Annotated in this window: 13 protein-coding genes and 1 pseudogene; 7 read left to right on the forward strand and 7 right to left on the reverse strand. The window is 66.8% G+C overall.

Annotated features, from left to right (window positions below; all coding sequences use genetic code 11):
• Positions 1 to 178: 178 nt before the first annotated feature.
• Together ACIBJI_RS24930 and ACIBJI_RS24935 are read right to left on the reverse strand one after the other, a co-directional pair.
• Entirely contained in the window at positions 179 to 1,147 is a 969-nt protein-coding gene (locus tag ACIBJI_RS24930) for a carbohydrate kinase family protein (RefSeq protein WP_364345260.1), read from the reverse strand.
• A gap of 353 nt (positions 1,148 to 1,500) precedes the next feature.
• A complete protein-coding gene (locus ACIBJI_RS24935; protein WP_330253730.1) occupies positions 1,501 to 1,851 on the reverse strand; it encodes an iron-sulfur cluster assembly accessory protein in 351 nt (116 codons plus the stop codon).
• Between the two features lie 173 nt (positions 1,852 to 2,024).
• Between ACIBJI_RS24935 and ACIBJI_RS24940 the strand changes: the two genes are divergently transcribed.
• Entirely contained in the window at positions 2,025 to 2,696 is a 672-nt protein-coding gene (locus ACIBJI_RS24940; protein ID WP_397086159.1) for a DUF3043 domain-containing protein, read from the forward strand.
• 198 nt (positions 2,697 to 2,894) lie between these two features.
• Here the strand turns inward: ACIBJI_RS24940 and ACIBJI_RS24945 are convergent, their stop codons facing one another.
• On the reverse strand, positions 2,895 to 3,029 hold the full coding sequence (locus ACIBJI_RS24945; RefSeq protein ID WP_364345264.1) for a hypothetical protein: 135 nt from the start codon (positions 3,027 to 3,029) through the stop codon (positions 2,895 to 2,897).
• 107 nt (positions 3,030 to 3,136) lie between these two features.
• On the opposite strand from ACIBJI_RS24945, the gene ACIBJI_RS24950 reads away from it, so the two are divergent.
• The 5 genes and pseudogenes from ACIBJI_RS24950 (at position 3,137) to ACIBJI_RS24970 (ending at position 8,365) form a co-directional block, all read left to right on the forward strand.
• The gene (locus ACIBJI_RS24950) at positions 3,137 to 4,120 is read left to right on the forward strand and encodes a helix-turn-helix domain-containing protein (protein ID WP_364345266.1); all 984 of its coding nucleotides are present in this window, start codon (positions 3,137 to 3,139) and stop codon (positions 4,118 to 4,120) included.
• Positions 4,121 to 4,297: 177 nt separating this feature from the next.
• On the forward strand, positions 4,298 to 4,852 hold the full coding sequence (gene cobU / locus ACIBJI_RS24955; protein ID WP_396958633.1) for a bifunctional adenosylcobinamide kinase/adenosylcobinamide-phosphate guanylyltransferase: 555 nt from the start codon (positions 4,298 to 4,300) through the stop codon (positions 4,850 to 4,852).
• Positions 4,853 to 5,086: 234 nt separating this feature from the next.
• A pseudogene (cobT, locus tag ACIBJI_RS24960) lies at positions 5,087 to 6,130 on the forward strand (nicotinate-nucleotide--dimethylbenzimidazole phosphoribosyltransferase); the annotation flags it as partial.
• Positions 6,131 to 6,561: 431 nt separating this feature from the next.
• A complete protein-coding gene (locus tag ACIBJI_RS24965) occupies positions 6,562 to 7,311 on the forward strand; it encodes an adenosylcobinamide-GDP ribazoletransferase (protein ID WP_364345272.1) in 750 nt (249 codons plus the stop codon).
• Between the two features lie 340 nt (positions 7,312 to 7,651).
• Complete coding sequence (locus tag ACIBJI_RS24970; protein WP_364345274.1) at positions 7,652 to 8,365, forward strand: MBL fold metallo-hydrolase; 714 nt, start codon at positions 7,652 to 7,654, stop codon at positions 8,363 to 8,365.
• A 45-nt stretch (positions 8,366 to 8,410) separates the two neighbouring features.
• Here ACIBJI_RS24970 and ACIBJI_RS24975 read toward each other — a convergent pair whose 3' ends face one another.
• From ACIBJI_RS24975 to ACIBJI_RS24985, 3 genes are all read right to left on the reverse strand, one after another.
• The gene (locus ACIBJI_RS24975; protein WP_364345276.1) at positions 8,411 to 9,511 is read right to left on the reverse strand and encodes a branched-chain amino acid aminotransferase; all 1,101 of its coding nucleotides are present in this window, start codon (positions 9,509 to 9,511) and stop codon (positions 8,411 to 8,413) included.
• 103 nt (positions 9,512 to 9,614) lie between these two features.
• A complete protein-coding gene (gene gcvT / locus ACIBJI_RS24980; RefSeq protein WP_396958630.1) occupies positions 9,615 to 10,715 on the reverse strand; it encodes a glycine cleavage system aminomethyltransferase GcvT in 1,101 nt (366 codons plus the stop codon).
• Positions 10,716 to 10,783: 68 nt separating this feature from the next.
• Entirely contained in the window at positions 10,784 to 11,395 is a 612-nt protein-coding gene (locus tag ACIBJI_RS24985; protein WP_364345280.1) for a GNAT family N-acetyltransferase, read from the reverse strand.
• A gap of 245 nt (positions 11,396 to 11,640) precedes the next feature.
• On the opposite strand from ACIBJI_RS24985, the gene ACIBJI_RS24990 reads away from it, so the two are divergent.
• A complete protein-coding gene (locus tag ACIBJI_RS24990; protein ID WP_364345282.1) occupies positions 11,641 to 13,182 on the forward strand; it encodes a leucyl aminopeptidase in 1,542 nt (513 codons plus the stop codon).
• A 185-nt stretch (positions 13,183 to 13,367) separates the two neighbouring features.
• On the opposite strand, the gene ACIBJI_RS24995 is transcribed toward ACIBJI_RS24990, so the two are convergent.
• Positions 13,368 to 13,730, reverse strand: coding sequence for an oxidoreductase (locus ACIBJI_RS24995; RefSeq protein WP_364345284.1), 363 nt, complete (start codon positions 13,728 to 13,730; stop codon positions 13,368 to 13,370).
• Between the last annotated feature and the right edge of the window lie 124 nt (positions 13,731 to 13,854).

Raw genomic sequence — 13,854 nt, forward strand, 5'->3', positions numbered from 1 at the left:
CGATGCGCACTGTAGCGCAGAGCTTTTCGCGCGACACGCATGGTTTTGCGCGACGCGCATGATTTTGCCCGATGCATCGTGCGTGGCGCGCGAGAACGTGCGCGGCAGCGGTATCGGCGCGGGGAGTAGACGCGAACGGCCGCACCGGGGATGGTGCGGCCGTGGAGAGCGGTGCGGGTCAGAGCAAGGGCTTGATGTCGGCGGCGGCTTCGGGGCCGTAAGCCTTGGTGAGGCGCTCGAGCGCGTCGTCCTTGTTGAGGGTCCACTCCTGGGTGCCCATGGTCTCGAGCACGAGAACCGCGATGAGCGAACCCAATTGGGCGGAGCGCTCCAGCGAGAGTCCGGTGGTGTGGCCGGTGAGGAAGCCCGCGCGGAAGGCGTCGCCGACGCCGGTGGGCTCGACCTTGTTCACCTCAGGAACCACACCGACGATCACCTCGGTGCCATCACGGTCGACGATCTGCACGCCGTCCTTACCGAGCGTAGTGACCCGGATGCCGACCTTGCGCGCGATCTCTTCCTCGCTCAGACCGGTCTTCTGCAGCAACAGCGCCCACTCGTACTTATTGGTGAAAAGGTATGCGGCGCCTTCGATCAGCTGCACTGACTGATCGCCGTCGAGGCGGGCCAGCTGCTGGGACGGGTCGGCGGCGAACGGAATGCCGAGTTCGCGGCATTCGGCGGTGTGGCGCAGCATGGCCTCGGGATCGTTGGCGCCGATGAGCACCAGGTCGAGGGTGTGCTGCTCGGCGAGTTCGCCGATCGAGATATCGCGGGCCTCACTCATCGCGCCCGGATAGAACGAGGCGATCTGGGCCATATCGTCATCGGTGGTGCAGACGAAGCGTGCGGTATGGGCCTGGTCCGAGATCTTGACGGTGGAGCAGTCGACACCATGCTTCTCCAGCCAGGCGCCGTACTCGGCGAAATCGGCGCCGACCGCACCGACGAGCAGCGGCGTCCGGTTCAAAACGCCCATGGCGTAGGCGATATTGCCCGCGACACCGCCCTTGCGGATCTGCAGATCATCGACGAGAAAGCTCACCGAGACGTGGTCGAGCTGATCGGCCAGCAGCGCGTCGGCGAACCGTCCGGGGAAACGCATGAGATGGTCGGTCGCAATGGACGCGGACACGGCGATAGACACGAGGCTGAGCCCCTTCGGGTAGGCGGCAGACGACGAAAGGCGCGGGATTAACCCGCGCCTTCACCGTAGCTCACCCGACTCGCCGAGTCTCTTGCCGATCGGTGAGTGCCCGAGGCTTTCATGGCGGACCAGCGGCCGGTGCCCAGTTCAGTTCTGGACGTCTCCGACGACTTTCCCCCGCATCCCCAGACTATTGCCGACGGTTGGGTACGTTTCGTCGCGGGCCCACGGTTGAATTCGCCGCCGAGTTCTGGGCGCGCCCGGCGAGTTACCCATACTCGTACGAAGTCAGCCGTTTCGCCGACGGCGGTGGCCACTATGGCCGATGCCGTTCGGGGAAACCGGCCGAGGCGTCAGTTGAAGGAGTCGCCGCAGGCGCAGGAACCCGTGGCGTTCGGGTTGTCGATCGTGAAGCCCTGCTTCTCGATGGTGTCGACGAAGTCGATCGAGGCGCCCTGCACGTACGGCGCGCTCATCCGATCGACGGCCAGCTTTACGCCGCCGAAGTCGACGGTCAGGTCACCGTCGAGCGAGCGGTCGTCGAAGAAGAGCTGGTAGCGCAGGCCCGCACAGCCGCCGGGCTGCACGGCGATACGCAGGGCGAGGTCGTCGCGACCCTCCTGGTCGAGCAGCGCCTTCGCCTTGCCGGCGGCGGCATCGGTCAGGGTCACACCGTGGGTGGTCGTCTCGTCTTGCACAGTCATGAACTCTCCTCAGGACAGCTGTGTTCAACCCGTGAACAGCGCACGGCTCGTGGCTGTCAACACCACTCAGCGGGCTGTTATTCCCCCATCTTGCCACCACCGGCTACTGCGGTGGACACAACCTCCCACCGACCTCATTTCCTGCGGGGTACCGCATCGAATAGCCTGGTCGCGTGAAATTGTTCCGTCGCGGCGAGTCCAGCACCACCGACGAGAGCGCCGACAAGACGGCGGGCTCGGATGGCGGCTCGACCGCAGTCTCCACCACTAAAGCGGCCACCGTCACCGAGGGCAAGGGCCGACCGACGCCGAAACGTCGTGACGCCCAAGGCAAGCGGCGCGGTCCGGTGGCTCCGGCCCCGCTCACCGCGAAGGAAGCCCGCGCCCGGCGCAAGGCGACCCGCGGCAATCGCGAGGACCGTAAGACCGCCTCGGCCGAGCGTCGGCTGGCGGCCCAGGATCGGCGCGCCAGGATGCTGGCCGGTGAGGACAAGTACCTGCTGCCTCGCGATCAGGGCCCGGTTCGGGCCTTCGTGCGCGATATCGTCGATGCCCGGCGCAACCTGGTCGGATTGTTCATGCCGATGGCGTTGGTCTTGATCCTGTCCATGTTCGTCGCGCCCGCGCTGCAGACAATTGTGACGTTGGCCATGCTGGTGATGATGTTCTTCATGATCGCCGAGGGCTTCCTGCTCGGCCGAATCGTCAACGGACGGGTGCGTGAGCGCTTCCCGGAGAGCACCGATACCGGCTACAAGCTGGGTTGGTACGCCTTCGTCCGCGCCTCACAGATCCGCAAGATGCGGGCGCCGAAGCCGCGGGTCGGACCGGGCGACGCTGTTTGATTTGCAGCGCCTGCGGCGCCGCGTGTTCGCGGCCCTCTGGTGTCTTCCGTCCGCCCCTTTGGAGCGGCCTGCAAGCTAGCGGCGCCGTCGAGAGTCGCGACTTGGTCGCAACGCTTCGACGACTCGGACCGCGAGACGAGCCGCGCGTAAAACTCGCTCCCTAGTGGTCGGGAGAGCGGCCCTGTCCATCGTGCGGCCTCAGTGGTGATGTGAGTGGGCGATGATGGCGGACAGATCGGACTGCAGGCGCTGGGCGTCGCGATCGATGACATTCGCTGATCCGGCGTGACCGCCTCGTGTGACGAGGACCGCGAAGCCCACTACGACCGCCATGCTTACGAGAAAAGTTATCATGGCAGTAATTTTGCGCTCGGTGATTTACCGCCGAAAGTGGCTGTTCTGACATTGTTCGTAAAGATTCAGCCAGGTACGCTCGATGCATGCTGTCCAAGGTCGCGGTGGTGCTCTCCGAGCGCCTGGCAATGTTCGAATTCGGTGTGGTCTGCGAGGTTTTCGGACTCGACCGAACCGCGGACGGACTGCCCGGATTCGATTTCAAGGTGTGCGGGGCCGAGCCGGGGAAGCCGCTGCCGTCCACGACTCCCGGTATCACCGTCACACCGGAGTTCGGGCTCGAGGAGCTGGCGAAGGCCGATCTGGTGGCGATTCCGGCTTTTCCCGCATCGGCCTTCGAGAAGGGACTCGATCCGCGGGTCCTCGACGCGATCAGGGACGCGTCGGATAGTGGAGCGATCGTGCTCACCGTATGTTCCGGTGCGTTCCTGGCCGGGGCAGCCGGGCTGCTCGACGGTCGCAAGTGCACCACGCATTGGCGCTATGTCGACCAATTGGCAGCACAGTTCCCTGAGGCCACGGTCGATCCCGACGTGCTATTCGTCGACGAGGGCAATCTGATCACCTCGGCGGGCACGGCCGCGGGCATCGACGCCTGCCTGCACCTGGTGCGCCGGGAGATCGGCAGTTCCGTCGCGAATGCGATCGCGCGGCGCATGGTGGTGCCGCCGCAGCGCGATGGCGGGCAGCGCCAATTCATCGAGCGTCCGGTGCCCGAATGCACCTCCGACAGTCTCACCTCCACGCTGCAGTGGATGAACGAAAACCTCGACCTGCCGCACACCATCGACGATCTGGCCGCTCGCTCGATGATGTCCACCCGCACCTTCGCCCGCCGCTTCGCCGCAGAGACCGGAACCACACCGGTGAAATGGCTGACCAATCAGCGTGTGCTTTACGCCAAGCATCTGCTGGAGGACACCGACGAGGGGCTGGAACAGATCGCCGCACAAGCGGGATTCGGATCCGGTGCGCTGCTGCGGCATCACTTCCAGAAGGTCGTCGGTATCGCACCGACCGAGTACCGCCGCCGGTTCGGAGGCACGGAGGCGACTGAGCAGCGCGCCTGAGCGAGTGATCTATCAACACAGCCGCTTATGCGGTCATGCCGGAACCGAGCGCCAGCGAGGTGCAGGCATGAGCGAGCGAAGCGAGTGATCTATCAACACAGCCGCTTATGCGGTCATGCCGGAACCGAGCGCCAGCGAGGTGCAGGCATGACCGCGGCGGATTGATACGGTGCTGCCGTGTCGGATCGCTTATCTATCAGCAGCCGCGCGCACCGCATCCTCGTGCTCGGCGGCGCGCGATCCGGTAAGTCGGCATTCGCGGAGGTGTTGGCGGCCGAGGGCGGCCCGGTGCGCTATATCGCCACCGCGATTCCCGATCCCGCCGACCTCGACTTCGCCGAGCGCATCGCGCGCCACCGCGATCGCCGGCCCGCGGACTGGACAGTCCTCGAAAGCGCCGATCCGGCAACGGTTCTCACCGCCGCTCCCCCAGCCGGAACCACACTGATCGACGATATCGGCACCTGGCTCACCGCCCGAATCGACGCGCGCGAGGCCTGGGATGCCCCGCGCGGCACCATCGCACCAGACACGGACGGCTTGGTCGCCGCCGTCACTGCCTACCCCGGTCGCTTGGTGATCGTGACCCCCGAGGTAGGTATGGGCGTCATCCCCGCCACCCGCTCCGGCCGCCTCTTCCGCGACGAGATCGGCACCCTCAACCAACGCCTCGCGCAAACATGCGACGAGGCCTTCTTAATCGTCGCCGGGCTCCCTCTCCGCCTGAAATAGGACCGCACAGCTGCGGCGATCACGTCGCCTCACTCGCGAGAGCCGCGACGTATCGGGTGTCGTGCCAACCGAACAGGATGCGCCGCGCGGACGGCCGGGTGGGCCGCGAGCGCGCGGGAGGAGGCATCGGGTGCGGGGTGGGTGGTGCGGATGGGTGGTGGTGGCGGCAAGATTGGGCCGGATATGGACTGCGCGGTGTAGGAATGAACTGCCCCGACCCGGAAAGGCTCGATAGTGACAGACGGATTCGGACCGGTTGTGCCACCCGATGCGGGGGCTCGGGCGACAGCGGAGCAGCGGCAGGCGCAGCTGACCAAACCCGGAGGGGCGCTCGGGCGGCTCGAGACGCTTGGGAATTGGGTGTCGGCATGTCAGGGCGTGTGCCCACCGAAGCAGTTCGAGCGGGCGCGGGTGGTGGTGTTCGCCGGAGATCACGGCATTGCGCGCCACGGTGTTTCGGCATATCCGAGTGAGGTGACCGCGCAGATGGTCGCCAATTTCCTCGGCGGCGGCGCGGCGGTGAATACGCTGGCCGGAGTAGCGGGTGCGACCGTGCGGGTCGTCGATATTTCCGTCGATGCCGATACCGATCCGCAGGTCGCCAAGCACAAAGTGCGGCGCTCGAGCGGGGCGATCGATCGCGAAGACGCGCTCAGCGAGGACGAGATCCATGCCGCGCTCGCCGCGGGCAAGGCGATCGCCGACGAAGAGATTGATGCGGGCGCCGACCTGCTCATCGCGGGCGATATGGGCATCGGCAATACGACACCGGCCACCGTCCTCATCGCGACCCTTACCGATACCGAACCCATCGCCGCTGTCGGCCGGGGTACCGGCGTGGACGATGCGGGCTGGATCCGCAAGGTCGCCGCGATCCGCGATGCCATGCGCCGCGCCCGCCCGGTCGCCAAGGACCCGGTCGAATTACTGCGCGTAGCCGCAGGCGCCGACTTCGCCGCCCTGGCGGGCTTCCTCGCCCAGGCCGCAACCCGACGGACTCCGGTCATCCTCGACGGCGTGGTCGTCACGGCGGCCGCCCTGGTCGCCGAGGATCTGGCCGCGGGTGCCAGCGCCTGGTGGCTCGCGGGCCACCGCTCCACCGAACCCGCGCACACCCTCGCCCTGCGCCACCTCCGCCTCGAGCCCCTCCTCGACCTGGACATGCGCCTCGGCGAAGGATCCGGCGCCCTGACCGCCCTCCCCGTCCTCCGCGCCGCCGTGGCCACCCTCGCCGAAATGGCCACCTTCGTGGAAGCCGGTGTGAGCACAGCCGATTCGGTCGCCGAAGCCGAAGCCGAAGCCGAAGCCGAAGCCGAAGCCGAAGCCGAAGCCGAAGCCGAAGCCGAAGCCGAAGCCGAAGCCGAAGCCGAGACCAGCATCGCCGCTGAAGCGACCGCGCAACCGGACTTGCGGAAATAGACGGTGACCGCACGCGCCTTCCGCAACGAGCGAGCGTTGCGCTTCGGGCAAGCGGACCGCGCTCTCGGTCCGAAGCTCCGCGACAACCGCCATCGGCAGCCGACGGTCCCGACTCGCAGGGCGACCCCAACCACCAGCGGCAACACACGCCTCCGGCGACAGGCGGACCGGGCACTCCGAGCCGACGGAACGCTCAGCATGAACGGTGCACGGCGTAGGGCGTGCGCGACGGCGGTTTCGCTGCGTGGATCGGACGATGGCGATGGTCGAGCGATTACAGGTCGGCAAATATGAACGCTGTGCGGCTTGCGGTGTCGTGGCTGACGGTGCTGCCGGTGCGGGGGCCGGAGAGTGTCGATCGGAGCGCGGCGGGGCGGGCGATTGCGTTGGCGCCGTTGGTGGGGGTGGGACTCGGGGCCGCCGGGGTCGGGGTGCTGTGGGTGTTGGTGTGGGGTGGGGTGAGTGCTGCGGTCGCGGGGCTGGTGGTGGTTGCCGGGTTGGCGCTCATCACTCGGGGGATGCACCTGGATGGGTTGGCCGACACGCTGGACGGGTTGGGGTCCTATGGGTCGCCCGAGCGGGCCAGGGAGATATTGAAGCGTGGTGACACGGGGCCGTTCGGGGTGGCGGCAATTGTGTTCGTCGTTGGGATCCAAGCGCTTTCGTTCGCCGCACTGGCCCAGGCCGAGCGTTGGTTCGCGGTGCTGCTCGCGGTGGCAGTCGGCCGAGTGGTCGTGGTCCTCGCATGTCGGCGTGGCATCGCTGCCGCGCCCGGCACCGGCTTCGGCGCATTAGTCGCCGGGACCCAGCACCTGATCACCGTCGCGCTCTGGTCCGCCCTCGCCGTTGCCGCGGGCATACTCGCCGTCCCGAACCACCGCTGGCTCGGCCCCGCCGTTGTCCTTGTCGCCCTGGGCATTTCAGCTCTATGGGCCCGACACTGCACTCACCGCTTCGGCGGACTCTCCGGTGACATCCTCGGCGCAACACTCGAGATATCCGTCGCCATCACCGCCGCCGGACTAACCCTGGGCACTTGACTCACAACAGCGTCGCCAGCAACGCGTTGCCATGCCGCCCTTGATATTTCAGGTTTCATGACCAACATCGGCCCCCACGCCGGGATAGCGGATCGGGCCTGAGCGTGCGTTCTCGCGTGGACTACGCGGAAAATGCAGGCTCAGACCCACTTCGCCCGTCAGCTGGACAGGGCAGCGGCGGTATTCACTCGCATCGGGCCAGCGCCTGCCAACACGGCGGCTTCGTCAGTCCCGTGACCACGTACACGCGCACGCCCGCACTCGCACCGGACACATTGCCCGCGATGAGATAGCTGGCACGGTGCGCGAATTGTCTGGGTCAGGCAATACAGTGGACGGTATGCCTTCCGAGCGTCTGTATTTTCGTCAACTGCTGTCCGGTCGAGATTTTGCCGTGGGTGATCCGATCGCGACACAGATGCGAAATTTCGCGTATCTGATCGGCGATCGGGAGACCAGCGAGTGCGTGGTGGTGGATCCGGCGTATGCGGCGGCGGATCTGGTAGATATCGCCGAGGCCGACGGACTGCGGCTGACCGGGGTGCTCGCCACCCATCACCACCCGGACCATGTCGGCGGCACCATGCTGGGATTCACCCTGCGCGGAGTGCGGGAGCTGCTGGAGAAGACGAGCGTTCCGGTGCACGTCAATGCCGAGGAACTGTCCTGGGTCGCCAATGTCACCGGCATCGCGCCGAGCGAACTCACCGGACACCAGCACTGTGACAAGGTCAGTGTCGGCGCCTTCGATATCGAACTGCTGCACACCCCCGGCCACACGCCCGGCAGCCAGTGCTTCCTGTTCGACAATCGCCTCATCGCGGGCGACACCCTGTTCATCGACGGCTGCGGCCGCACCGACTTCCCGGGCGGTGACTCCGAGGCAATGTTCCGCAGCCTGCGTTACCTAGCGGACCTATCCGGCGACCCGGTCGTCTACCCCGGTCACTGGTACTCCCAGGACCCCTCCGCCGCGCTCTCCACGGTCAAGGACGCCAACTACGTCATGCGCCCGCAAACCCTGGAGGAATGGCGCACATTCATGCCCAGCTGACCCGCGACCGGCACACGGCTGCGGTATTTCGTGAGAGTGCCGCAGTCACATACCGCGCATCCACCCGTGGATATCGGCGAAGGTGCCGCGCTGGATCCCGGTGAGAGTATCGCGCAGCGCCATGGTGACCTCGCCCGGTTCGCCACCGCCGACGGCGAACTCACCATCGGCGGAGCGAACCCAGCCGACAGGTGTGATCACGGCGGCAGTACCGCAGGCGAACACCTCGGTGATCTCGCCGGATTCGGCGCCCTTGCGCCACTCCTCCACCGAAACCTTGCGCTCCTCAACCACATAGCCCGAGTCGGCGGCGAGGGTGAGCAGCGAATCGCGGGTGATGCCGGGCAATAGCGAGCCGGACAGTTCCGGGGTGACCAGCCGCGCCTCGGAACCGGACCCGAAGACGAAGAACAGATTGTTGGTACCCATCTCTTCGACATAGCGACGCTCACAGGCATCGAGCCAGACGACCTGATCGCAGCCCTTCTCCGAGGCCTGCGCCTGGGCTAGCAGCGAGGCCGCGTAGTTACCGGCGACCTTCGCCTCACCGGTGCCGCCCGGTGCGGCTCGCACGTATTCGGTCGACAGCCAGACCCGCACCGGCTTCACACCGCGCGGGAAGTACGCGCCCGCAGGCGATCCCAGCAGCAGGTATTTGTAGGCGGCGGCGGGCTTCACACCCAGCCCGGCCTCGGTGGCGAACATGAACGGCCGCAGGTACAGCGACTCCTCACCACCGGCCGCTGGCACCCAGCCGCTATCGACCTCGAGCAGTTGCCGCACGGATTCGATGAATAGTTCCTCGGGCAGTTCCGCCATCGCCATCCGGCGCGCGGACTTGCGGAAGCGCGCCGCATTCGCGTCGATGCGGAAGCAGGAGACGCTGCCGTCGTTCTGCCGGTAGGCCTTCAGACCCTCGAAGATGGCCTGGCCGTAGTGGAACACCATCGTCGCCGGGTCCATCGCCAACGGAGCGTACGGCTCGACCCGGGCATTGCCCCAACCTTCACCCTCGATGTAGTCGATGGAGACCATGTGGTCGGTGAAGAAGCGTCCGAATCCCGGTGCCGCCAGAATCTCCTGTACCCGCTGCGCCGGGGTGGGCGCGGGATGCGGAACATGGGTGAACTGTGCAGCAACGGTCATGAGGCAGATCCTATCGGTCGCGGTTTCGCCGCGGTGCGAGTGTCGGCGCGCGCGAATGTACCCGCGTCACCCGCCGACCTCCGCAGTACAAGACAGACGCCGACTATTTGGTCTTCGTGTCGACGAACGGCGGGCGTACGACCTCGCAGCGCAACCGTCGCCCACGAACATCGACATCGACCTCCGTGCCGGGTTCGATAGCCGCTTCGGTATCGAGCATGGCGAGGGCGATACCGATCTGCAGCGTCGGCGAGAAGGTGCCGGAAGTGGTTTCGCCGACGGGCTCGCCGGCACGCAGCACGGCCTGTCCCTGACGCAGCACACCGCGATCAAGCGCCTTCAGCCCCAATAGGATTCGACGCGGACCGGCCGACTTCTCCTGCTGCAGTGCGTCTTTGCCCCAGAACTCGGACTTCTTCCAGCCGATCGCCCATCCGCAGCGCGCCTGCACGGGCGAAATCTCCAGCGACAGTTCATGTCCGTGTAGCGGATAACCCATCTCGGTGCGCAACGTGTCGCGGGCACCGAGCCCGGCGGGCTGCCCATCGTGCGCGCGGACCTGCTCGACGAGTGCGCGGAACAGCGGCTCGGCATCGGCCCACCGCGGCAGCAGCTCGTAGCCGTGTTCACCGGTGTATCCGGTGCGACAGACCCGAATCCGGCGGCCATCCCAATCGGCGTCGGCGTAGGCCATGTACTCCATATCGGTCGGCAGCCCGAGCGCGGTGAGCACCTCGGTCGAGCGCGGTCCCTGCACCGCGAACACCCCGTACTCGCGGTGCTCATCGGTCACCGTGATGCCCTCCGGCGCGACCTTCTGCAGTTCGGCGACGACCGCCGCGGTGTTGGCGGCGTTGGGCACCAGGAAGATCTCGTCATCGCCGACGTAATAGGCGATCAGATCGTCGATCACACCACCGTCGGGCGCACAGCACAGCGTGTACTGCGCCTTGCCCGGTCGGATCCGACCGAGATCGTTGGTGAGGGCCGAGTTCACGAACTCGGCCGCACCGGCGCCGTGCACCGTTGCCTTGCCGAGATGGCTCACATCGAACAGGCCGACCGTCGTGCGCACCGCCTGATGCTCGCCGATCGTCCCCGCATACGACACCGGCATCTGCCACCCGCCGAACGGCGCGAACTTCGCCCCGAGTTCGACGTGGACGTCATGGATCGGCCCTTGCAGCGGATTGGTATCGGTCACCCGGCGAGCTTATCCCGGCGTTGTCCGCCCCTGGGCTCGTACTCGACCTGCTGGCGCGGCGATCTCGATCAGCCGCGGAACCACATGGGAATCAGCGTCGGGCCGTCCTCCGGGAGGGTGTGGGTGTGCCCTTCGCGCACGAATCCCTTGCGCGTGTAGAGCCGGGCCGATCGTTGCGTACTGGCTTCCAGGAATGCCGGAATACTCGCATCGGATGCGGCCTTCAGCCGGTCGGTCAGGATGGCGCCGCCCGCGCCCTTTCCGCGATGCTCCGGAACGGTGACGATCACCTGGAGGTAGCGGTGCGGGAATTCGCGTGGATGTTCCCTGGCGAGCAGGCTGGTGACATAGGCCGCGCGGCGCAGCGCCGAGACCTCGGGGGCAGCATCGGCGGCGGCCCGGAGTTCGGCGGCCTCGGCCGCGTGGCGGTCGACGGAAGTGACGGTCTGCCACAGCGATACGGCTCGGATGCTGCCGTCGGCCTCGGCAATCCAGATCTCGTCCTCGCACAGCGCCTTGTCGATGAGATCGGGCACCCAGCCCGCGAGGAACCGGTCGGCGGGGTGGCCATGCAATATCCACACGGTCACCGCCTCATCAAGGGCGGCCGCGGCGAATGCGGCGATGAGCGGATCGCGATCCGCCGCGGTCGCCTGCCGAACGGTCGAACCGGTACCCATAGCGCAATCCTCTCGCCGCGAACGATGTGTTCATTGGCCAATGTAGGTCGGACATACCGGGGTTGCTAGCGATGACCGAATTCGTGCTGACCGAAAGTGCACCCGCACCAACGACATCGGCGGACCGACAGGCCGAACTCAGCCACTTCGCCCGGTCCCGAACTGGACTTCGCCGCCCTGCTCGATACCGGCCTCGAACTGCTCCTCGACGGGATAGCGGCACGTCTGCCCAGTAACCTGTGCCCATGACCGCTGTTGCAGATCGTTCGCTCGGACCGGAACTGGACCTGGTCGACACCATCGGCCCCGACACCGACGTACTGGTGATCGGATTGGTGTCCGGCGACGACGGCCCGACAATCGCCACCTTGGAGGACGACTTCGTCGACACCATCCTCGCCGCCGAGGTGCGCGCCGCGCTTCAGGAACAGCTGCGCGCAGTCGGCGCAAAGGGCAAGGCCGAGGAACTGACCAGGATTCCGGCGCCTGTCGGTCTCGGTGCGAAGAGTGTGCTCGCCGTCGGACTCGGCGCCGCGGATAAGATCGATGCCGAGCAGATCCGCCGCTCGGCCGGTGTGGCCGCTCGCTCGCTGACCGGTGTCGGCCGGGCCGTGACGACACTGTCGGGTCTGGAGGGCGGCATCGGCCCGACCGCCGAAGGGTTCTTCCTAGGCGCCTACACGTTCACCGCGTTCAAATCCGAGAACGCCAACGGCAAGCCGGATGATCAGCCGGTGCGCAGGGTCGAACTCCTGGTCGGCGACCCCAGTGCGTCCTATGGCAAGGGTTTCGCGCACGACTGGGTGGTCGCCGAATCGATCGCCACCGCACGCGATTTCGTCAACACCCCGCCCAGCCACCTGTACCCGGCCGAATTCGCCACCCGTGCAAAGGCCCTCGGCGAGGCCGCCGGTCTCCAGGTGGAGGTGCTCGACGAACAGGCGCTCGCGGACGGCGGCTACGGCGGTGTGCTCGGCGTCGGCAAGGGTTCCTCGCGTCAGCCCCGGCTGGTCCGCCTGACCTATCGCGGCGGCGATAAGAAGATCGCGTTGATCGGCAAGGGCATCACCTTCGACACCGGCGGCATCTCCATCAAGCCCGCCGCGAATATGGAGAATATGACCTCGGATATGGCGGGCGCCGCGGCGGTCATCGCCACGACCGTCGCCGCGGCCAAGCTGGAGCTGCCGGTCACGGTGATCGCGACCGTCCCGATGGCGGAGAATATGCCGTCGGCCACCGCGCAGCGCCCCGGCGACGTGCTCACCCAGTACGGCGGCAAGACCGTCGAGGTGCTGAACACCGATGCCGAGGGCCGCCTCATCCTGGCCGACGCCATCGTGCGCGCGGGCGAGGACGAGCCGGACTACCTCATCGACGTCGCCACCCTGACCGGCGCCCAGATGGTCGCGCTCGGCACCCGTACCCCCGGCGTCATGGGCACCGACGATTTCCGCGACCGCGTCGCCCGCTTGTCCCGCCTCGCGGGCGAAAACGGTTGGGCCATGCCGCTTCCCACCGAACTGCGGGCCGACCTGAACTCCAAGGTCGCCGACCTCGCGAACGTCGCACCGCACCGTTGGGGCGGCATGCTCTCCGCGGCGATCTTCCTCCAGGAGTTCGTCCCGGAAGGCGTGCAGTGGGCGCATCTGGACGTTGCGGGCCCCGCCTATAACACCGGCGGCCCCTTCGGCTACATCGGCAAGGGCGGCACCGGGGTTCCGGTCCGCACGCTGGTCTCGGTGATCGAGGACATCGCCGCCGAGGACGCACCCACCGCTGAGTAAGCCGCCCATCGCAACGGCATGCGCGGCGCCCGAAGCCGTTCGGGCGCCGCACCGGTCGCGGCGGGATCGACGGTAGTGAAATGGTGGTTTGCGAGGGCGTTCGAACCGCCTCTCACTACCGTCGACAGCTACCCACCTCGGCTGACGGGCAAGCGCCGCGAACATATTGAACGAAACGAACAGTGCTACGGGTCGCGCAATTCGCGTTCGAACGCTCGCTGGCGCTCTACCCGCCTGCGGGCGTCATAGTCGCGCATCCGTTGCGGATAACCGGTCTTGCGAACGTCGTAAACCGGAATCCGCAAATCACCGGCAAGCCGTCGCGCCCCACGCTCGCCGACGATGCGGCGGGTCCATTCACCATCGGCGGCAATAAGCACGACAGTGACATCCGTCACGGTTGTCTTGGGCTCCACGTACCCTTCGACCCCGGTGTGGGTGCGCACCCACTCGGCGAGATAGCGGGCATCCTCGCCACTACCCGAACCCCCACGTAAAACACTGCCACCCCGGGCCGCGCCGCCTCGGAAACGATCCAGCAAACCCAACGACGCCGACCTCCTTCCACCTGTGACCGAGTGCTCGGCACCGGTCATTCCATCTTGCCAGCCCCGTGCAGTTCGCTGCCCTGTGCTACACGTCTCGCAGACGAGTGCAAGGATGGATCGCGGT

Origin of the sequence: Nocardia sp. NPDC050408 (genome assembly GCF_044458905.1) — a bacterium.
Taxonomy (GTDB): Bacteria; Actinomycetota; Actinomycetes; order Mycobacteriales; family Mycobacteriaceae; genus Nocardia.